At 40.3% G+C, this 20,441-nt stretch carries 18 protein-coding genes; 11 read left to right on the forward strand and 7 right to left on the reverse strand.

Translation table 11 applies throughout. The features are described 5' to 3' along the window. Nucleotides 1–153 precede the first annotated feature (153 nt). Nucleotides 154–438, forward strand: a complete 285-nt coding sequence (locus A9260_RS13200; protein WP_068699693.1) for an Lpp/OprI family alanine-zipper lipoprotein — start codon at nucleotides 154–156, stop codon at nucleotides 436–438. A 118-nt stretch (nucleotides 439–556) separates the two neighbouring features. Here the strand turns inward: A9260_RS13200 and A9260_RS13205 are convergent, their stop codons facing one another. The 3 genes from A9260_RS13205 to A9260_RS13215 form a co-directional block, all read right to left on the reverse strand. Further along, nucleotides 557–1,420, reverse strand: coding sequence for a L,D-transpeptidase family protein (locus tag A9260_RS13205; protein WP_068699757.1), 864 nt, complete (start codon nucleotides 1,418–1,420; stop codon nucleotides 557–559). A 61-nt stretch (nucleotides 1,421–1,481) separates the two neighbouring features. Beyond that, a complete protein-coding gene (gene phrB / locus A9260_RS13210; protein ID WP_068699695.1) occupies nucleotides 1,482–2,975 on the reverse strand; it encodes a deoxyribodipyrimidine photo-lyase in 1,494 nt (497 codons plus the stop codon). A 25-nt stretch (nucleotides 2,976–3,000) separates the two neighbouring features. Next, nucleotides 3,001–4,005, reverse strand: a complete 1,005-nt coding sequence (locus A9260_RS13215; protein WP_082957106.1) for a YbgA family protein — start codon at nucleotides 4,003–4,005, stop codon at nucleotides 3,001–3,003. Nucleotides 4,006–4,150: 145 nt separating this feature from the next. On the opposite strand from A9260_RS13215, the gene A9260_RS13220 reads away from it, so the two are divergent. Further along, complete coding sequence (locus A9260_RS13220; RefSeq protein ID WP_068699697.1) at nucleotides 4,151–5,596, forward strand: hypothetical protein; 1,446 nt, start codon at nucleotides 4,151–4,153, stop codon at nucleotides 5,594–5,596. Nucleotides 5,597–5,621: 25 nt separating this feature from the next. Here the strand turns inward: A9260_RS13220 and A9260_RS13225 are convergent, their stop codons facing one another. Continuing rightward, nucleotides 5,622–6,512 (reverse strand): DMT family transporter, encoded by an 891-nt coding sequence (locus A9260_RS13225; RefSeq protein ID WP_068699699.1) that lies wholly within the window; start codon nucleotides 6,510–6,512, stop codon nucleotides 5,622–5,624. 145 nt (nucleotides 6,513–6,657) lie between these two features. Between A9260_RS13225 and A9260_RS13230 the strand changes: the two genes are divergently transcribed. The 7 genes from A9260_RS13230 (at nucleotide 6,658) to A9260_RS13260 (ending at nucleotide 13,543) form a co-directional block, all read left to right on the forward strand. After that, on the forward strand, nucleotides 6,658–7,044 hold the full coding sequence (locus A9260_RS13230; protein WP_068699701.1) for an MbeD/MobD family mobilization/exclusion protein: 387 nt from the start codon (nucleotides 6,658–6,660) through the stop codon (nucleotides 7,042–7,044). Then, nucleotides 7,044–8,174, forward strand: a complete 1,131-nt coding sequence (locus tag A9260_RS13235; protein ID WP_068699703.1) for an HlyD family secretion protein — start codon at nucleotides 7,044–7,046, stop codon at nucleotides 8,172–8,174. The genes A9260_RS13230 and A9260_RS13235 overlap by 1 nt, the downstream gene beginning before the upstream one ends. Before the next feature lie 350 nt (nucleotides 8,175–8,524). Continuing rightward, nucleotides 8,525–9,496, forward strand: a complete 972-nt coding sequence (locus A9260_RS13240) for an LPP20 family lipoprotein (protein ID WP_197485275.1) — start codon at nucleotides 8,525–8,527, stop codon at nucleotides 9,494–9,496. A 27-nt stretch (nucleotides 9,497–9,523) separates the two neighbouring features. Then, nucleotides 9,524–10,522, forward strand: coding sequence for a hypothetical protein (locus A9260_RS13245; protein WP_068699706.1), 999 nt, complete (start codon nucleotides 9,524–9,526; stop codon nucleotides 10,520–10,522). Between the two features lie 31 nt (nucleotides 10,523–10,553). Next, nucleotides 10,554–11,147, forward strand: a complete 594-nt coding sequence (locus A9260_RS13250; RefSeq protein WP_068699708.1) for an LPP20 family lipoprotein — start codon at nucleotides 10,554–10,556, stop codon at nucleotides 11,145–11,147. Between the two features lie 62 nt (nucleotides 11,148–11,209). Continuing rightward, a complete protein-coding gene (locus tag A9260_RS13255) occupies nucleotides 11,210–12,733 on the forward strand; it encodes a transglycosylase SLT domain-containing protein (RefSeq protein WP_068699710.1) in 1,524 nt (507 codons plus the stop codon). A gap of 45 nt (nucleotides 12,734–12,778) precedes the next feature. Further along, on the forward strand, nucleotides 12,779–13,543 hold the full coding sequence (locus tag A9260_RS13260) for an ETEC_3214 domain-containing protein (RefSeq protein WP_068699711.1): 765 nt from the start codon (nucleotides 12,779–12,781) through the stop codon (nucleotides 13,541–13,543). A 96-nt stretch (nucleotides 13,544–13,639) separates the two neighbouring features. Here the strand turns inward: A9260_RS13260 and A9260_RS13265 are convergent, their stop codons facing one another. Genes A9260_RS13265 through A9260_RS13275 form a run of 3 tightly spaced genes read right to left on the reverse strand, consistent with a single transcriptional unit; the run spans nucleotide 13,640 to nucleotide 17,393 of the window. Next, the gene (locus A9260_RS13265) at nucleotides 13,640–14,776 is read right to left on the reverse strand and encodes an MFS transporter (RefSeq protein ID WP_068699762.1); all 1,137 of its coding nucleotides are present in this window, start codon (nucleotides 14,774–14,776) and stop codon (nucleotides 13,640–13,642) included. A 38-nt stretch (nucleotides 14,777–14,814) separates the two neighbouring features. Further along, complete coding sequence (locus A9260_RS13270) at nucleotides 14,815–16,743, reverse strand: monovalent cation:proton antiporter-2 (CPA2) family protein (RefSeq protein ID WP_068699713.1); 1,929 nt, start codon at nucleotides 16,741–16,743, stop codon at nucleotides 14,815–14,817. Continuing rightward, on the reverse strand, nucleotides 16,743–17,393 hold the full coding sequence (locus A9260_RS13275) for an NAD(P)H-dependent oxidoreductase (protein WP_068699715.1): 651 nt from the start codon (nucleotides 17,391–17,393) through the stop codon (nucleotides 16,743–16,745). Before A9260_RS13275 ends, A9260_RS13270 begins: the two co-directional genes overlap by 1 nt. 353 nt (nucleotides 17,394–17,746) lie before the next feature. On the opposite strand from A9260_RS13275, the gene nhaD reads away from it, so the two are divergent. After that, nucleotides 17,747–19,150 carry a sodium:proton antiporter NhaD gene (gene nhaD / locus A9260_RS13280; protein WP_082957110.1) on the forward strand — a complete coding sequence of 468 codons (1,404 nt, stop codon included), beginning with the start codon at nucleotides 17,747–17,749 and terminating at the stop codon, nucleotides 19,148–19,150. Between the two features lie 90 nt (nucleotides 19,151–19,240). Then, nucleotides 19,241–20,356 carry a M20/M25/M40 family metallo-hydrolase gene (locus A9260_RS13285; RefSeq protein WP_068699717.1) on the forward strand — a complete coding sequence of 372 codons (1,116 nt, stop codon included), beginning with the start codon at nucleotides 19,241–19,243 and terminating at the stop codon, nucleotides 20,354–20,356. Nucleotides 20,357–20,441 lie beyond the last annotated feature (85 nt).

Here is a 20,441-nt window from a genome sequence, read left to right on the forward strand (position 1 = left end):
TCACAAAATATCCACTGATAAACCTTTAAATGAAGCGCCATATGCAGACAGTCACCTAATTTCTGTAAATTATTCGAACATATTTTGTTCTGCGTCTACACTATTTAAGCCAACAGAAATAAGTGGCATTACTAAAAGAATCAGGGAGTTCGTATGAATAATAAGTTTTTACTCGCAGCAGGGGTTAGCTCAGTTTTATTATTAGCGGGTTGTGCTTCAGGTCCAGATGAAGAAACAACCGCTAAAATGGCAGACACTGATGCTAGAGTTTCTCAGCTAGAACAAGATTTGGCAGCGCTGAAAGCAGAACATGAGAAAGACTCTGCTGACAACAAAGCAACGGCAATGCAAGCTAAAGAAGCGGCAATGGCAGCACAAGATGAGTCAGCACGTGCTAACGAACGCCTAGATAACGTAGCTCAGTCGTACACTAAGTAGTTTCACTATACTCTAATTTTAAAAGCCAGCTTTTAGCTGGCTTTTTGTTTTGTACTCAAACAGTAAATATTATATCAATCACCGTAAGATCATTTTCAGAAATTTACTACGATTGATATTAGTAGGTGCCGTCATGCACTATGGTCGGTAAACCTGTTTGTATTTGGATTACGCCATTCACCCTAGAATACGCCTGCTGATAATTATCAAGCCACACCTGCAATTCCAAAGGCCAATCAAAAGATTGTTTACTGCCATTTCGCGCTGTTAGCGGCTCATGAGATTCGACAAACACACTTTCATCAGGCTCGACTGCCACTTTAATTGGCTGATTGACAATTTGTACTCGTGTTCCGCGGTCGACTTGATTAAATAGCCATTCAATATCAACCGGTTCCATCCTAATGCAACCACTGCTAACCCTTAACCCAATGCCAAAATCCTTATTGGTACCATGAATTAAATACTGACCTGACCCATAACGTAAACGCATTGCGTACTCACCAAGAGGGTTATCAGGTCCTGCGGGGACTTTTTCTGGCAATTCAATCCCATTTTCTTCGTAGGCCATTCTTATCGATTTAGGCGGTGTCCATGTGGGTGCTTCTATCATCGAGCTTATTGAGGTCACCATTTGCGGTGTTTCTCGACCTATACGTCCTATTCCCACAGGAAAAACGTGTACATGCTCCCCGTCGGGATCAAAATAATAAAGGCGCAGTTCTGCAAGGTTGATGACAATGCCTTTTTGCTTTGCCGTAGGCAGAATAAAACGCGTAGGAACCGTTAATACTTCTCCATCAGTAGGTAAGAAAGGATCAACCCCACGATTGGCCGCAATCAGACTTAACAAGCCCACATCATAATCCTTTGCCAATAATGCAAATGTCTCGCCTTTGGTCACTTGGTGACGTTGCAACTTCCCTACTATATGACTACCGTCTTTAGGTAGTGTAAATGTTGCACTCACTGCGCTTGGCATCGTCAATGACCAAGCAATCAATATACCAACAATGAAAAGTAACCGACTACGAAAATGAACCTTAACTACCACTGTCTTTCGCTTCCTTATACATCTGCAATGCTTTTAGCCTTTGCTGTTTATGATCAACAATAGGTTGAGGATAGTCCAAACTTTGAAAATCATCCCATAACCACGGCGAATGAATAAATTTACTGGGTACTGATTTTAGCTGTGGAAGCCAACGTTTCACGAATTCGCCATCGGGGTCAAATCGTTGACCTTGGGAGATAGGGTTAAAGATTCTAAAATATGGCTGAGCATCACAACCAACGGATGCAGACCATTGCCATCCTCCGTTATTCGCCGCAAAATCACCATCGACCAACTTACTCATAAAATAAGCCTCGCCTTTGCGCCAGTCGATAAGTAAATCTTTACTCAAAAAACTCGCGACCACCATTCGCAATCGATTATGCATCCAACCCGTCTGATTAAGCTGTTGCATCGCAGCGTCCACAATGGGATAGCCTGTTTCTCCTTGTTGCCATTTCTTCAGATGCGTATCAGAGCCAAGCCATTCGAGATTGTCAGCCCAAGGCACGAATGTTTTTCCCATACACAGCTTAGGTTCAAAGTGAATTAGATGTTGATAGAACTCTCGCCAAATCAGTTCACTCAACCAAGTTTGCTCACCTTCATTTAACTGATCAATACGGCGGCCACAGAGTAACCTTGCGATACACTGGCGTACTGACAACATACCAAGCGCCAGATAAGGAGACAGCGTACTGGTTCCATCTAGCGCAGGGAAATCTCTATCTTGATGATAACTTGAGGATTTTTGAGCAACAAACTCGCGCAATAGCGCAATGATAGAAGAGGTATCACTAAGCCATGTAGACTGACCTGAGAAAGTGTGTTCTAAAGAGGACTGTTCTGGAGAAAACTGATCTGAAGCAAAGGGCATTAATGCTTGCCAATCCACCACCGTGTTTGAATCAAACAAAGCGTTAGTTGCTAAACGCTGAGGCTTGCGAACCAAAATCGGATGTTGTGTGAAACGCGACAGCCAGCATTTTTTAAAGGGAGTAAACACTTTAAAATAACTGCCTTGCTTATTTTTGACACTGCCAGGCGCGAAAATGCACTTATCCATATGCAATGAAAAGCCAACATCCATGCCCTCTAGCAGCTTTTGAACCTGATGATCTCGTGTTACCTCATTAATTTCATACTCTTGATTGGCAAAAACATGGTCAATATTAAACTGCTCACAGCGTTCTTTAATCAACTCAGGACACTGCTCAAAAGTGTCGACTGTCTCAATGTGCAATTGAATATTAAGCGAATGCAGTTCCTGTGAAAGAGCCTGTAAACGTCGACAAATGAGATCCCTTTGCATTGTCGACATACCATGCAGCTTCCACTGCTCTGGTGTCATGATAAATAAAGCCATAAGGCCAGCGGATTCATGGCCAGAATTCGTTTTTTCATTCACCGCCATCATCGATTGTATAAGAGCGGTATTATCTAACGTTCGTAAATCCCGCCGAAACCACATTAGTGCTTTCATTTATTTCTCCTCACCCGCTTTCTTATTACAAACTATAACGAAGTCGTAACTCTTGCGGGTGTGGGTCGAGAAATTTTTGGCTAGCTAAATACTCGTCAGGATATAACGACAAATAATGCTTAATTAGCGTCATTGGGCTTAATAAAGGTAATAAACCTTGTCGATATTCATCAATAACTTGGCGCAGATCCTGCCTTTCTTGAGAGGACAACCATTTTTTAAAATAGCCTTGAATATGCATAAGCACATTGGTGTTGTTTTTTCGAGTAGCTCGCGTTGTCAGTGCCTGCATCAATTTCAAACGGTACAGTTGAAAAAACTCATCCGCTTCATAGCTTGCGACTTTGGCGACTAACTGGCCTAACGCCTTATAAGCACTTGGATCATGAGCCATCAAGGTCAATTTATAACGGGAATGGAATGCAATAATCTTTCTTGGTGTCGCATGCTCTCCCATGCAGTCATAAAAATCACGTAAACTAAACACGCGTGATATGAAATTTTCCTTTAAAACAGGATCATTTAAACGTCCATCTTCTTCCACTGGTAGCCAAGGCATTTTCGTCATTAGCTCTCGGGTATACAGGCCAACACCATCAGTAGACGCCCAGCCATTTGCGTACACTTTTACACGCTCCATCCCGCAAGTTGGGGATTTGGCGCACACAATATAGCCACACAAAGACTGCCCCTGTAATTCATTCACTTTATTTTCAGAATAGGTTTGCATGCTCGCGGTATAATCTTGAGTTTGGTCTTTAGTTTCCACCAGAGCAATGCGCTCATCATCTGAGATAAGGCGTATTGCTGGTCTAGGTACGCTCATACCAATACCTACCTCAGGACAAACAGGGATAAACTGAAAAAAGGGAGAAAGCTCTTTTGTCACAAATTTACTGCTTTTATGCCCGCCATCAAAGCGAACTTCTTCACCTAATACACAAGCACTGATGCCTATTTGGATTGGGTGACTAGGAGTGTTAGCGTCTAGAATTTTCGATGATAGTGTCTCAAGCGGAGTATTGGTCATAATTTATCCCTAAAATTCACAAGTAACAGATTTAACATCCATATATTCTTACGCTGTAAATGAGAGAACAGAGCACTTTTCATTTCAAAAATTGTGCTAAATTGCTTTGGATTGAGTCAACTCCACCAACGATATAACCAATGCCGTGTTTGAAACGATAACCCCTCAACTGTTAGAGCTGAATTTTTGCAAAAATCCATTGTGTGCTGACTTTGGATCGCTCAACCTTGCCAACTATTCTATTTTAAATGACCGACAATACTCTCAGATAGCCTGCGCAAGTTGCCATACCATCTCACCCACTCTATGGCCTGACGAATTAGATAAAGAGTTGACCTCACAAGCACAATATCGACACGCTGACTTAAGTGCGTGCGGCAATAAAAAATGCGACAACTTTGCCAATCACGTGCAACTTTACCCACACAGCTATTATTCATTTGGATTTAGTGGTGAGAAGCAGCGCTATCGTTGTAAACAATGTAAAAAGACATTCGTTGACCAATTCTCTATTGCCAATCCACACCTTAAAATTCATGTCACTATATTAGCGCTATTACTGACTGGATTTAGTTTAAGAGAAATCACCAGCAAGTTAAAAATTCAAGCAAAGACCTTAAATGATCATATCAACACCATGGCGAGTATCTGCCGTCATAAGTCATCAATATTTGATCATCACTGGCAAAATCAGTCTCAGAAATTTTCATTAGTCAGTAACTGCTGTGCTCTTCAACCAAACAGCAATAATGGTGTATTATGGGTTTGTACTAGTGATAGCAACTCTCACTACATAACCCATCAATCATTCAACATCGCTAAAAATTACACTCTCGCGGATCGACGCATCATCAATAAAGAATACCTCGCAAGTATCAATACACCCTGTACTATGCCAATTGATGAGAAACTGCCTAGTTTGCTGAATGCATTAATCAGCGATCATAAAAATCGAAGCGATCGAAGCAACCCTCTGCATAATCAAACTCAGCTTAACTACCCTTTAAAGTCTGGTTTGGTGACCCCTATTTACTGTGCAACAGCCCACTTTAATCAACTCAATCAATGGCTGGAGAATAAGCAGCATCTTATCATTAGCATGAACTTTGAACCTATGCTGGCACAAGCTGCAATGACCAGCTTTAATCGCATGCGTCAAAAACAGTGTTTAGATTTATTATATCAAGTTGATGATTTAAATTGGATGGAAGGAAAAGGGGGCGGAAAGCCGCAGCCTTTATTACTTAAAGAAACACCTGCCCCTTGGTCTATTTCAGAACAATGGCACCTTAAAACAGACTCAGATCAAAGAGCCATTTGCCAACTGGTTGAAAGTACTCTAACCCAACAGCAAGCGCATCAACTGCCTAAATTGACTCCACTAACCGATTATATGACTCGCTTCCATGCTATGTTTAAAACAATCGTTAACGAGCCTAGACGCAGAAGACGCCCTGAAGGTCTATTACCTCTGCTGGACATCTACAAAGCATGGAATAATCTTTGCCATCAAGAAACCCCCGGCGAAACGCCAGCAGTCAAAGCAAAAATTTCAGAAAAACCATTATCATTAGATCAGCTTTTGCAGTGATCTCATAAAAAGATTGTACTGGGTATTAACCCATAAGAAGAATGGCAATGCCGAGTAAAGCCACCATTGTCCCGATAATGGATCGCTTAGAAATTGAGATTCCTTTCATCTTATAGATGATCAGCATAAATAAAGGACTGGTAGCAATGAGTGTTTGAGCAATGGCGGGATTGGCATGCTTTAACGCCACTTGTTGTAACCAAAGCGCTAAAAAGGTCCCTACCGTAATCGCCGCCAATAAATACAGGCGATCCACTTTACTCATTGCCTTACCTAAATGCACAATATTTGAAAATGGTTTCGGTTGAAATAATGGCACCATCATCGCAACCACCAAAACGCCAACCGATAACCTAAGCAATGCGCCCACTAACGGATTGATATCCCCTGCCACTAACGCAAAGTGAGAGATCACCACCCCACTGGCTTGGCATACACTGGCCAATAACCCATAACCTACACCGGCTTTTGAAATACCCTCTTTATTAGACGAAGGCTGCATCACCACCAAAGTAACAGCAACAGTAGTAACAACAATGCCTAACCAATTAAAAACGCTTAAACCTAAGCCAAGAAACACCAATGCCAAGACGCCCGACAACGGCGGCGCTAATGACTCTAACAACAAGGTATTATTAGGTCCTATTCGTTTTAAAGCAGCAAAATAAGCACTGTCACCTATCGCAATACCAATAACACCTGATAACCCTAAAATGAGGGCATGGTGCGCAGAGATTTCGATGTGTGGCTGAGGTAATAGTGGCAATACCAGCAACATCATCGCAGAGCCGATAACCCCTTTTATGATATTAAGCTGAAAAGCACTAAATCGATGACTAAATTGCCCATAAATCCAAGTCGCAATGGCCCACACCATCGCCGCGCCAAGTGCCGCTGCTTCGCCAATAAAGTTCATCCATACACCGCAAAGTAGTGACATCGATTGCACACGCTAACATGCTGACTAAAAACGTCTAAAATCAATAAAGTAGTTGTATTCATATACAGAAACACCGAAGATAAGATTAACAATTTTCGAACAAGCATTACAAGGATGAAACATGTTTCTCGATTACGTTGCTTTAGGACTATTAGTATTTGTAGCTCTAGTTATTTTTTATGGCGTTATTGTCATTCATGACATTCCCTATGAAATAGCAAAAGGCCGAAACCACCCTCACCAAGATGCCATTCATGTTACCGGATGGATAAGTCTTTTTACTCTGCATACCATTTGGCCATTTCTTTGGATTTGGGCAACATTATGGCGTGAAGACCGAGGTTGGGGAATGAACCAAATCAAACAAGAACAATCTGATCTCCATCATGATGTTTCTCAGTTATCTCAGCAAGTTCAAGATTTAACCGAGCAAGTCGCAGAGCTTAAACAGTCAAAAACTCAAGCTCCGATCAATACTAAGCCAGTACAAAGCGAAGGAGATGCGTAATGGACTTACTATTAATACTGACCTATACAGCCATCTGCGTCGTCATTTTCAAAGTATTTAATATACCGCTGAATAAATGGTCTGTGCCTACCGCCGTGCTAGGCGGCGTTATACTTATCGGCACTTTAATACTGTTGATGAACTATAACCACCCCTTCACTCAGATAGGTCGACAAGTTTACAACACCACCCCTATAGTCCCAACGGTAAAAGGGCGAGTTGTAGAGGTGAACGTTAAAGCTGATACCTTTATTGTTAAAGGTGAGCCACTGTTCACAATTGAGTCTGAACCTTTTGAAGCTGAACTGCTGCAAAAACAAGCAGATTTAGCTGAAGCGATACAAGGGGTTTATCAACTTGAGTCCGATTATAAAGCGGCTCAAGCAGACGTGCACAGAGCAACAGCTGAACGTGAACGTTTGAGAAAAGAGTTTAACCGTTATTATAGAGGTTACAAAAAAGGCGCATTTACCGAGCAACAAGTGGATACTCGTCGTCAAAACCTAAAAGGTGCACAAGCGGATCTTGAAGCAAAAATTGCCATGGAAAACCGTGCTCGCGTGGCATTTGAATCTGAGATTGATGGAGAGAACACCACAGTTGCAAGATTAAACGCCGAAGTAAAACGTGCCCAGTTTAACCTTGATGAAACGGTTATTAGAGCGCCAACCAATGGCTACGTCACTCAGCTAATATTGCGTCCGGGGCAAATGGCGGTTCCATTACCGATTGCGCCATCGATGGTGTTTATTCATGCTGAAGAACATGATTATGTGGCTGCATTTCGTCAAAACTCCCTGCAGCGTTTAGAAGCAGGTTTTGCAGCAGAGTTTATGTTCCCAAGCTTACCGGGTAAGGTTTTCTCAGGAGAAATTATTAAGGTTATTCCTGCAATGGCCGAAGGTGAGATGCAGGCATCTGGTCGCTTACTTGGCACTCAAGCACTGAATGCCAGTGGTCGCGCTTTAGTTAAACTGCGTATTACCGATGACCTATCAGAGTATCATTTGCCTTTAGGTACATCAGTCGAAGTGGCGGTCTATTCCGATAGCTTCCACCATGTCTCCATCATGCGAAAAATTCTAATTCGAATGAAGAGCTGGCAGAACTACCTCTATCTTGATCACTAAAGTCCACATAAGCCAATAATTATCATATGAAAGTTATTGGCTTATAACTCATACTCCAGTGAATAAAATATCATTAATATTAAATTTAATTCCACTTAACTTTAATATTAATATTTACCTACTTTATCCTAAATCTCATCTGGATGGTCTTAATATATTTTGACATTCCGAATGCTATACCACAACCGCACCTACCCAATCTACCTTAAATAATTAATTTTGTTTTAATTAAATTAAAAATAAGATCTAGTTAATATTTTTATAATACAAATTTATCTTTCTATTATTAACGATTAACAAGTTAAACCTCTAGTGATAGCATCATCGAATCATCACTAGGATCTATGTATATGCTTGATTTTCGCCATTTTGTATTAATAATTTGTATGTTTATTGTCGGTTGTTCTTCATCATCAGCACCTGACTGGTATTCTAAAAATGGTACTAAGACAACGGGATACATCACTGGTGTGGGCCAAGGTAACAGCCTGCCTCAAGCACAGACTTCTGCATTGAATAGTATAAATGAGGTTTTATGGACTGAAGTAGAATCATCATTTTCTATGCAAGAAAGTGAAAGAAATCTGAATAAAAGTACCGCGACTCAAAGATACATTGATAGCAATATAAATACCAAAACAGCAAAACTAGCACTTACAAATATAGACTATGTCAACAGCATTAAGCTCGGAGATGTATACTTCGTCGAAGCACGAGTGAGCAAAAAAGATATTATCAAGCGACTCAATGATGATATTAAAACCACTGAACTAACATCAAAACAAAGACTTAATAATTTAAAACATCAAGATTCATTACTTTGGTGGCTAGGCACTAAAGATAAGCAGCATGAACTGTCTAATATTCACACAAAACTAACTATTCTAAGCACCCTAGATGGAAAATCGAATACAGATATCCCATACACACTAAAACTAATCGAAGTTATTGAACAAACTAAATCCAAAATTATTATTCAATTAAAAGCAGTGAAATCAGATAGAAAAAGCCAACTTTTTCTATCTGAACAAATTGCTAATAACGGCATATCAAGCGTAATCGATGACCAAGCACAATCTACTCATACCCTAAAAGTCGACTCGGAATATCGAAAAAATAAGGTTGGAGAAGCTTATATAGCAACAAAATTAACCGATATAACACTAATTAGTAAATCGGGGAAAATAATTGCTACCAATGAAATAATTTCAACAGGAAACTCTGTCATCAATTTCAAGTATGCACAGGAAGGAGCTGAGCGGCATTTTTCTGAGTTAATTAAGAAAGAAGGTCTTTGGGTAGCTTTTGGCATAAAAATATAATAATCGATAAAATAAATGGAAGTATATATGTATAAAAAAACAGCAGTGGCTTTAGGCTTAATTTCTATCCTTTCTGGTTGTGCGAGCAACGATGTAGCTATGTGTACGCCAGATACAAGAGTTGATATACCTACGGCAGATGTTCCCGTAAAATCAATCGAAGATAGAAAAATTATCGTACTACCAGTTGAGATGAATTTTAATAATATTGCAAGTCAGAAAATTACTGCATCTATGAGAACGAATTTAGAAGCTCAAGTACGAAAATCTGGCGCGCAAGTAATTGATAGAAAGTTAGCAGACAAGTTAAAAAATGAAATTATATTAGCGGAGCAAAGCGGTCAATATAATACAAATGGCGTCCCTATAGCAGATGTAGCCGTATTGACTGAAATTACTGCAAGTGATTTTAAATATGAGTTTATTGATAGACATGAAGCAACCAACATTTTCACTGGGGAAAAAACGATAGTGGCAGCAAAATGTCACTACGAAATGGATATCAAAGCGATAGCAAAAGTGGTCAGCTTACCAGAGATGACACTGATCAAACAAATAGAATTAAAGGGTGATGAAAAAGGCAGTTCTGGTACGAAAACATCAAAATGTGACGTATCCGAACATTTATATAGCACTTATGCTAATAAAACCGCCGCTGAAGCTGTAAATATGAATATTGAGCTTAGAAATCTCTTAGCTCCTACTGCCCCAGTGCTCGAACTTAGACAGTGTAATTCTGGAACAATGGCTAAAGTTGGTCTTGGTCAGAAGCACCACGTAAAAGGTAATGCCGATATTCAATTCAGCCAATTAATGACTAACTCAGAAGGTGAAGTTGAAACTTTTGCAATAGGTGAAGGTTCTGTCAATATGAACCCTAATGCTATTACGCCTAAATATTCATGGGTTATTGTTGATGATGAAGTCGCACTAAAATTAAAACGTGGTCACGCAGCCAAAGTAGTACATAGCAATAGTAGCTTCGATATCATAAATGACCATGCAAATAATCTGTTAGGTTTTTAATTTTATTTATTAATTCTTACTGGAGTAAGAAATGAAGCGTTTTATATTTATAATTTCAATTTTAGCATTAATAGGATGCCAATCAACGCAAACAATTGAAAAAGCTCAGTCTTATTCTACTTGTGTTTTTCCTGACTCACCAAGTACTGAAGCACCTTCTTGGATTTGCAATGTAATGCCCCAAGATCTTGCTATTGCAAGTACTGGTTATGCAAAGAAAAGTGCTGCAGGTATGAGTATCATGCGTAAAGTTGCAGTGAATGATGCAAGAGTTGCATTAGCCTCTGAATTTCAAACAGATGTTAGTAATATGTTCAAGCAAGCAATTGAAAGTAACGTTATTACTACTGAGAAGTCGACTGAAGAACATGTTATTGAAAGGGTTGAGAGTGTGACTAAAAATGTGGTATCTCGATCTTTAAGTAACAGCCGAATTATTGTCAGCCAAGTTAGTCCTAGTGGAGGTTTATATCTATTAGTTGGAATGGACAATGCTGCGTATCAAGCTAACGTTAATAAAATTGTTGATACAGTAAACGAAGACTCTCAACTTTGGAATAAATTTAATAATGAGAAAGCAACAGAAGAACTTTCTAACGCTTTAGAATCATTAAAAAATCTCTAACAGTAAAATAATGATGGGACGTTTTTACGTCTCATCACTTTCTAAGTAAAGGACTATTTAAAGTGAATAGATTTAAATCTAACCTTTTATTGTGGATAATTTCATCTGCAATATCTAACACTGCACTCGCAAACACAGACTCATTCTCAGAATTATCACGCTCCACTTCAAATTCAAATTCAAATAAATACTCAGAAGATAATAAACAAGAATTTTATAGATGGCTTGATATTTATTTTACTGAGTATGAAAACTGGCGAGATGAATACACTAAGAACTTAGATGAGCAAAGACTTAGCCTCATAGATACTTGGGGAGAAGCAGAAATATCCGACAACCATAAGCACGTCGAATATGACGACATCAAATCCACCAGAAAAATTATTGATTATGAACATAATACTGCAACTATTTCGATAATTGTCGATAAGTCTACAGATATTAACAATCCTGATATATTAAAAGATAGCAATACGAAGCAAGAAATAAATGGTTATTCTATAGATTTAAATAAAGCCGTAATATCTGAATCACTCATTAATTATTCCTTGATCAATGAAAACAAAGAAAAACAATTTATTATTACCCAAACAGAATTGCAAATGAATGAGTTAGATATTCAAACTGAAAGACTTCTACGTGCAAACACTGGTGTCCCCGACTCTTTCATTCAAGAACGTGCATACAACAAAAAGAAATCATTACTAAGAAATGCGCATCAGCGTATTAGCCTTATTGTTAAAAAATATGATTCGATCAGAGATAAATTTTCAAATAATAATACCTTATCAAATGAGAACTCTTTAGTAATTGTAGATAAAGATAACACTGTATCAAAACCAGCAATCATTCCTAAAAAAATCGATGATAATAAAATTGACTCACTCGCAGAAAATAATACAAACATCATAGCAGTTTCATCTGCTCAAACTCTAACTACAGAATCAGAAACCATAACTACACCTGAATTGAACGTAACAAAAAAACTAATTCCTGAGAAGAAGATTATCTCGTATACAGTTAACTTACCTCAGAATAGCTTAAAAGATCGAGCTTTAACTTATTTACCATTGGCAATTGAAGAAAGTCAGCGCTGGGATATAAATACTCCACTGATAATGGCTATAATTCATAGTGAATCGGCATTTAGGCCTGATGCAAAATCTCACATTCCTGCATTTGGATTGATGCAAGTCGTTCCATCCAGTGCGGGACATGATGTAAATAAACATGTTCGAAACATTGATGCACCAATGAAGTCGAGTGATTTATACGTACCTCCTATTAATATAGAAACCGGTTCAGCATACTTAAATATTTTAAATACTAAGTACTTAAAATCAATTAAGAATGACAAGAGTAGATTGTACTGTGTGATCGCAGCTTACAATACTGGAGCAGGGAATGTAGCAAGAGCCTTTAATGAAAATCGATCTACCAATATTAATAACGCATCTAAAATAATCAATTCAATGACCCCTGAAGAAGTTTACAATCATCTTTATAACAATCTACCATATGATGAAACAAAAAATTATCTTAAGAAAGTTACTAGTAGAATTTCATTATATGAAGAAAATACATAATAAAGTGAACCATTGTATTTGATTATGTATTAGGAGAATTTATACATGAATAGTATCGCAAATAATAATCCACAAAAAAATTCTATAAAAGTTACGATGAAAAATAATTTTGCTAAACTCATTGCATTGGTTTCTATAATGGCAATAGCCTTGGGTGGGTTGAATGATACCATTGATGCATTAGAAAAAGTGAGAAATATTATTTTATCACAATTTACTGATATCCCTTCACAAGAAAGAATAAATAAAATTTATATAAGATCTTCGTCAGATTTATTAGAAGATGTATACGGCCCTCCAATATACATTAAAAAAGGATTTGATAATAAAATAATCAAATATTACAAAGATAACAATCATATAATATCATCTATTAGTGTTGATGGTGCTATTGCTGCATATTTGATTTTTCCAGAAGATGATTTTAATCCAAATACAGAAGAACATGCAGGAGGTAAAGATCTGTTAAATACGGTACTTTCCAATCAAGATTCCGTAAACCATATCCGAGTAAACACATCAAGAACTAATACTTACTATATTGAAGAAAATCAATTTGGTGAATTTGGAAATCTTTACAATTCAATTTCTGGTTATAGTGGTTTTATATCGGAAACAAGTATGGAAAACAAACAGTTAATTGATGAGATATCTGATGCTGAAATGTTTGGCAATAATACAAGTCAATTAACAAACAAACTAAGAAGCAGCCTTGTACCAAACTTCTTTGGATACAGCACCCTAAATATAGAGCTATTAGAAAGTGCTATTCTATCAAATACTGAATATAAGCTTCTTAATAATTTATAGTGCTACGTTAAATAAGATTTAACTAAGAAGAGTAAAGTATACAGAAACCTTACTCTTCTTTTAATATAAACAGATAATATTAAGGCTAGCCCCTATTTAATTCCAGTTTAATATCCTAACTTCATTACCTTCCGTTGGGTTTTTCGGAATATTCAACGATAGAACCAGAGACACACCCGCCATAACAGCGCCAATCACAAAGACTAAAGAAGGTGATGTTAGCCATATAATGCCAAAGGTTACTGGGATAATGACTGCGGCAATATGGTTAATGGTAAAGCTCACACCGGCAGTAGATGCCATATCGGCAGGATCGGCAATTTTCTGGAAATAGGTTTTGATGGCTAACGCCAACGCAAAGAACAAGTGATCAACAACGTATAACGCAGCTGCGTAATGAGGCGTGCTTACTAGCGCATAGCCAATAAAGACGCAAATTAATCCACAGTATTCAAACATCATTGAACGACGTTCACCAATCTTACCAATCAATCGGCCAATCTTCTTGGCAAACAAAAAATTAAACGCATAGTTAATCAAAAATAATAGTGCGATGTCTGGAGCAGAATAACCAAATTTTTCAACCATTAGAAAGCCCGCAAATACGGTAAAGATCTGACGGCGCGCACCACTCATAAAGGTTAACGCGTAGTAGAGCCAATAACGCTTTCTTAGTATGAGTTTTTTGCTTTGTACGGTATCGGTTTTAAATTGAGGGAAACAAAATGCAATCACAGCCACCAGCAAAATGGTTGTACCACCGGTAATGGCGTACACAATCGCATAATCCAGCTTAAGAACCTGCAACATTACCCACAATCCGCCGTAGGTAATTAGCGAGGCTAATGCCCCAACCGAGATTAACTTACCGAGCATTTCTGGTGCTTCTGCTTTAGATAACCACTGCAAAGAGAGTGACTGTTTTAAGGTTTCAAAATAATGAAACCCCGTAGACATTAATAACGTGGTCAGCAATAACCCAGTTAAGCTTGGGAAAAAGCCCGTTAAGAAGGTACCCAAACCAAGCAGTACCAAAGACAGCAACATAAATCGTTGTTCTTTAATGAACAAAAGCACAAACACGACTGTGAACGCTAAAAATCCGGGGATTTCGCGCACACTTTGTAAAAGGCCGATATCAGCACCATTAAAGTTTGCTTTTTCAATCACAAAGTTATTCAACAATGCCATCCAACTAGAAAAAGCCACAGGTACAACAATCGAAATTAACATTAAAAAGTTTTGTGGTGTTTGCCACGATTTAGGTTGCTTCACTCAAGCTCATCCTCAAATTTGTCTGCATAGCCCTTTGGTGGTGGAGTCCACCCTCGTTCAGAACGCGAATTATGGTCATGACGTTCAGAAACCATGGCATCACGGATCTTATCTTCCAGCTCGATAAACAACTTTATAAAGTTGTTATCATGTCGTTCGCTGTCAGAGTCATCCAACCAAGCATTATACAGACTGTCCGAACTCTGCTTTTCTACCGCAATATAAGAATGACGTTGTTGTTCTATTTGAAATGGATGAAAATTCATACAACGAAGTGCAACGGTTCCCACCTCTAAAGCGGAATGAAATGTTTCACTTTCAATATGATGCGCGCCCGCCTGACGTAACTGATAGGTATGCCCACGATCAAAGGCGCGCGCAATCACTTTAACCTGTGGGTAGGTATGCCTGACGTATTTAACAAGCTCTAATGACGCTTCTTGGTTATCAATGGCCACAATTAACGCTTTGGCTTTTTCAATGCCTGCGGTATGCAATAAATCCGGTTTAGTGGCATCGCCAAAATATGTTTTTATGCCAACTTTACGCAGGTTTGAAACCTGAGTTGCTTGGTGATCAAGCACGACCGTTTCAACGCCATTATTCACCAATAAACGATTCACAATCTGACCAAATCGACCAACGCCTGCAATGATGACTTTGCCTTGCTGATCAATGACATCCTCAGTTTCCCCTTCGTTACTGCGCTTTTCATATTTGGGCACAATCACTTTGTCATAAACAATAAATAGCCCTGGAGTTAAGAACATAGACAGCGCCACCACTAAAGACAGCACTGTGGCAATATCGCTGGGTATGACGTTGTTTTGCACTGTAAAGCCAAGCAATACAAAACCAAACTCCCCCGCCTGAGCCAAGCTAAGCGCGAATAACCAACGGTTTACTCCTTTAATTTTGAACACAACCGCTAAGCACCACAGCACCAAGCCTTTTAACAACATCAAACAAAGAGTTAAGCCAAAGATCAAAGCAAAATCACTCGCTAACACATGCATATTAATGCCAGCACCTACCGTGATAAAAAACAGTCCCAACAACAGCCCTTTAAAAGGTTCGATATTGGACTCAAGCTCATGCCTAAATTCACTGTTTGCCAGTACCACACCGGCTAAGAAAGTACCTAACGCAGGGGAAAGCCCGACCATTCCCATGAGCGCGGCGATCCCGATGACTAACATCAGCGCCGTTGCCGTGAAGATCTCTCTAAGACCTGACGCTGCCACAAACTTAAATAAAGGACGACTGGCAAAATGCCCACCGACTACCACCAGTGCAATCGATGCGGTAATCACTAGCGCATAAGCCCAGCTAGGCAGTCCTGCCACTAAGCTCAATTGAGGGTGATGCTGCGCCCCTTCTGCGACATGAGATTGGGCAAACTCAATCAGTTCTGGCAATGCCAGTAACGGTATGAACGCCAACATAGGAATGACCGCGATATCTTGGAAAAGTAACACTGAGAATGCATTCTTTCCCCCTTCGGTGCGGCTCAGCCCTTTTTCATTAAAGGTCTGCAATACAATCGCCGTTGAAGAGAGCGAAAAAACAAGCCCGATAGCTAACGCAATTTGCCACTGCAAATCTAATATAAGCGTAAGTCCCATCACTAGGCCTGCAGTGCCGAGCACTTGAAATCCGCCCAGCCCCATCAAACGGTTTCGCATGCTCCAGAGCATTTTAGGCTCTAGCTCTAAGCCCACCAGAAACAGCATCATCACAACACCAAACTCTGCAAAGTGTTGTATGGTTTCGGTCTCTTCTCCCACCAGCCCTGCTATAGGGCCAATCACTACGCCGGCAATCAAGTATCCCAGCACCGAGCCAAGGCCTAAACGCTTGGCGATAGGCACTGCAATTACCGCAGCGGCGAGATAAATAAAGGCTTGTAAGAAATAATCGGTCATCACTTAACTCCTTTGATCACGGTCTCTAAATGACCGCTTAATTGAGGTAATGCTTGAGCCTGTTCAATATCCAATCGCCCCGCTACTGCAGCTTCCAATAACGCTGTCCAATCTCGGATGTGCTTGCGAATGCGATCTTCCTCAACCGCAGTACGTGAACCAAACAATACAAAAGGCGCGCAATAGGTCATCCCAGTTAACGAGGCGGTTTGTTCAATGGGATGCAACAACTGCCTGATAGTAAAATGGTTATAGCCATCGCTTTGATAAGCATCTTCTCTGCCGCCAGCAGTTATGGCGCAGAAGAGCGTCTTACCCTGTAAAGCATCACCGTTAGGGCCGTAAGCAAACCCGTATTCAAGAACCAAATCTTGCCATTCCTTTAAAATGGAAGGCGTGGAGTACCAATACAGGGGAAACTGAAAAATAATGATGTCATGTTCGGCAAGCCTTTGTTGTTCTCGTTCAATATCAATATTGTATTTTGGGTATTCTCGATAGAGATCGACGCAAGTCACCCCAGCAACTGAAGTGGCAGATTTGAATAATTCAACATTTACCTCTGAGCGCGCTTGAGATGGGTGGGCAAATAATAGCAACACCTTGGTATGGGATTGAGAAACGAAGTGGCTACTGATTTGTTCCGTCATGTGATTCCTTGCCCTTTAGGCTGGTTAAAATTAATCAAAGAAGAATGCTTAAACAAGTTTAGGCTAGAGAACAAATAACCTCACACTGGCAACCAAGCAAACACTAAAAAGTAACCAAGTTATTTCATTTGCCTAGCGAAAGGGTGATCCAACTCAAGCTATTGTTTTCATTTCAGGTTTAGGCTAAGTAGCAATTGTTGTTTTTGTTACTGAATTTTACCTAAGCGTTACAAATGTAGAGCTAAGCAACAAATACGACGCCATAAATGATGTATGTTCTGCAAGGAGTCGCAGTGAAGTCTTATTTGTCTAACTTTTATCGGACATGGGTGTCTAAGTTAACCTTAATACTCATTTCAGTGTCCCTATCACCTTTTGCCTATTCATCCACCAGCATCAACGCGCCCGATTTAACCCAATCTGGCGTTGGTTATTTAGCGCTATTTATCTTTGCGGCCGCTTATTGCTTAGTGATGGGCGAAGAAGTACTCAAACTCAGAAAATCCAAACCCGTACTGCTCGCCGCCGGTCTGATTTGGATACTGATTGGTTTCACTTTTCAACGCTTAGGTGAAATTGACGTCGCAAAAGCGGCCCTTGACCATAACTTATTGGAATATTCAGAGTTATTACTATTTTTACTGGTCGCTATGACTTACATCAGCGCCATGGAAGAGAGGCGACTGTTTGATGCCTTGCAAGCGTGGATGGTAGGTAAAGGTTTTAACTTACGCTCATTGTTTTGGATAACCGGGATTCTCTCTTTCTTTATCTCGCCGATTGCCGATAACCTGACGACCGCGCTATTAATGTGCGCGGTGGTAATGAAGGTGGGCGGCTCTAACTACAAGTTTATTAACATTGCCTGCGTCAACATCGTCGTTGCCGCAAATGCTGGAGGGGCATTTAGCCCCTTTGGTGATATTACCACCCTGATGGTATGGCAAGCAGGCCACGTCCACTTTAGAGAGTTCTTGACCCTATTTACCCCAAGTGTCGTCAACTACATTGTGCCTGCGGTCATCATGTCTTTCTTTGTACCTAAAACCCAGCCTGATACCGTGCATGAACATGTTGAGCTAAAACGGGGCGCACGCCGCATTGTGGCGCTGTTTATATTAACCATCGCCACCGCCGTTGCATTCCACGGTTTACTGCATTTCCCACCGGTTATCGGCATGATGATGGGCTTAGCTTACCTACAGTTTTTTGGATTTTACCTACGCAAAACACTGCCAAGTTCACTGGCAAAAAAACGTGCCCTTGCTGAGGCGCATCAAGATAAAGCCGCACTGCAACGTTTGGGGTCAGTGGTACCGTTTGATGTATTTAGACGTGTATCGCACGCCGAGTGGGACACCCTTCTTTTCTTCTATGGCGTGGTGATGTGTGTGGGCGGACTGAGCTTGCTCGGTTATCTAGGTTTGGTGTCTGAAATTATGTACAGCCAATGGGATCCTATCTGGGCCAATGTCATGGTGGGCGTGCTGTCTGCGATTGTTGATAACATTCCGGTGATGTTTGCCATTTTAACCATGCAACCTGAACTTTCTATGGGCAACTGGCTATTAGTCACTCTCACCGCAGGCGTCGGAGGCAGTTTATTGTCCATCGGGTCTGCCGCAGGTGTGGCTTTGATGGGCGCCGCTCACGGTAAGTACACCTTCTTTGGTCACTTAAAATGGATGCCCATTATTGCGCTAGGGTACGCTGCCAGTATTGTGACGCACTTATGGATAAACGCTCATCTATTTTGATATCGGACGCTAAATTGATCTAAACCTATAGCGGGTAATCGGCAAAATGTGTAACTTACCCGCTTCATGAATAGATTAAGAAGTAATTCAATGACACAAGTAGATCAAGATCGTTTAGTCGATAACTTCCTGCAATTGGTAAAAATTGATAGTGAATCGGGCAATGAAAAAGAAGTCGCGATTGAAATTGAATCTCAGCTGCAACAGCTAGGATTTGACGTACAACGCCTTGCGGTACCTGAGGCGCTATCAAATGGTTTCAACATTTATGCCAAATTACCAGGACAACTAGACGGTAGTATCGTACTGAGCTGTCATATGGATACTGTGACCCCTGGCAACGGTATTACACCGATTATTGAAGATGGCATTATCCGTTCAAACGGCGAAACTATTTTAGGTGGTGATGATAAATCTGGCATTGCGGCCATCATCGAAGCCATCAAAACACTGCAACAAAACAAATTGCAACACAAAACCATTGAGATTGCCTTTACCGTTTTTGAAGAAGGTGGCTTACGCGGTTCTCAAGAGTTTGATTGCAGTAAAATTGAATCTGAAATGGGCATTGTGCTGGATTCAGGTGGTCCTATCGGCACCATTATTGCGGTTGCGCCAGGTCAGCAAAATCTTAAAGTGAACATTACTGGTAAACCCGCTCACGCAGGTTTAGCCCCAGAGCAAGGCATTAACGCACTGACTGTTGCCGCAGATGCTATCTCTGCGATGAACTTGTCACGCATTGATGAAGAAACGACCGCAAACATTGGCGTAGTAAAAGGCGGCCAAGCAACCAATATCGTCATGCCTCATTTGTATATCGAAGCCGAAGCGCGCTCTCTTGATGAAGGCAAATTAGCCAAACAAGTGGCTCACATGGTTGAAACGTTTGAAGCGGCGGCTGAAAAACACGGCGCGCAAATTGATATTGTGTCTTCTCGCGCTTACAACCCTTTCCAAATTGAAGAATCTCATCCGCACATTCAAGCGGTTAAAGCAGTGTTCACTGAGTGTGACATTCAACCTATCGTCACATCAACGGGTGGTGGTAGCGATGCCAACATCTTTGCCGAAAAAGGGCTGACCATTGTTAATCTTTCGACAGGTATGGCTAAGGTACACACAACGGAAGAGTACATCGCTATCGAAGATATGCGTAAAATCAGTCAGTTCTTGATGACTTACCTTACTAGTGCGAACGCATGAGTGAACACTTATTGACCAATCATGTGCATCATCTCCACAAGACGCCGTGAAGCCATCAAGGATGATTTTGATCAAATAACGTTCG

Source organism: Vibrio sp. UCD-FRSSP16_30, from assembly GCF_001676025.1.
Classification (GTDB): domain Bacteria; phylum Pseudomonadota; class Gammaproteobacteria; order Enterobacterales; family Vibrionaceae; genus Vibrio.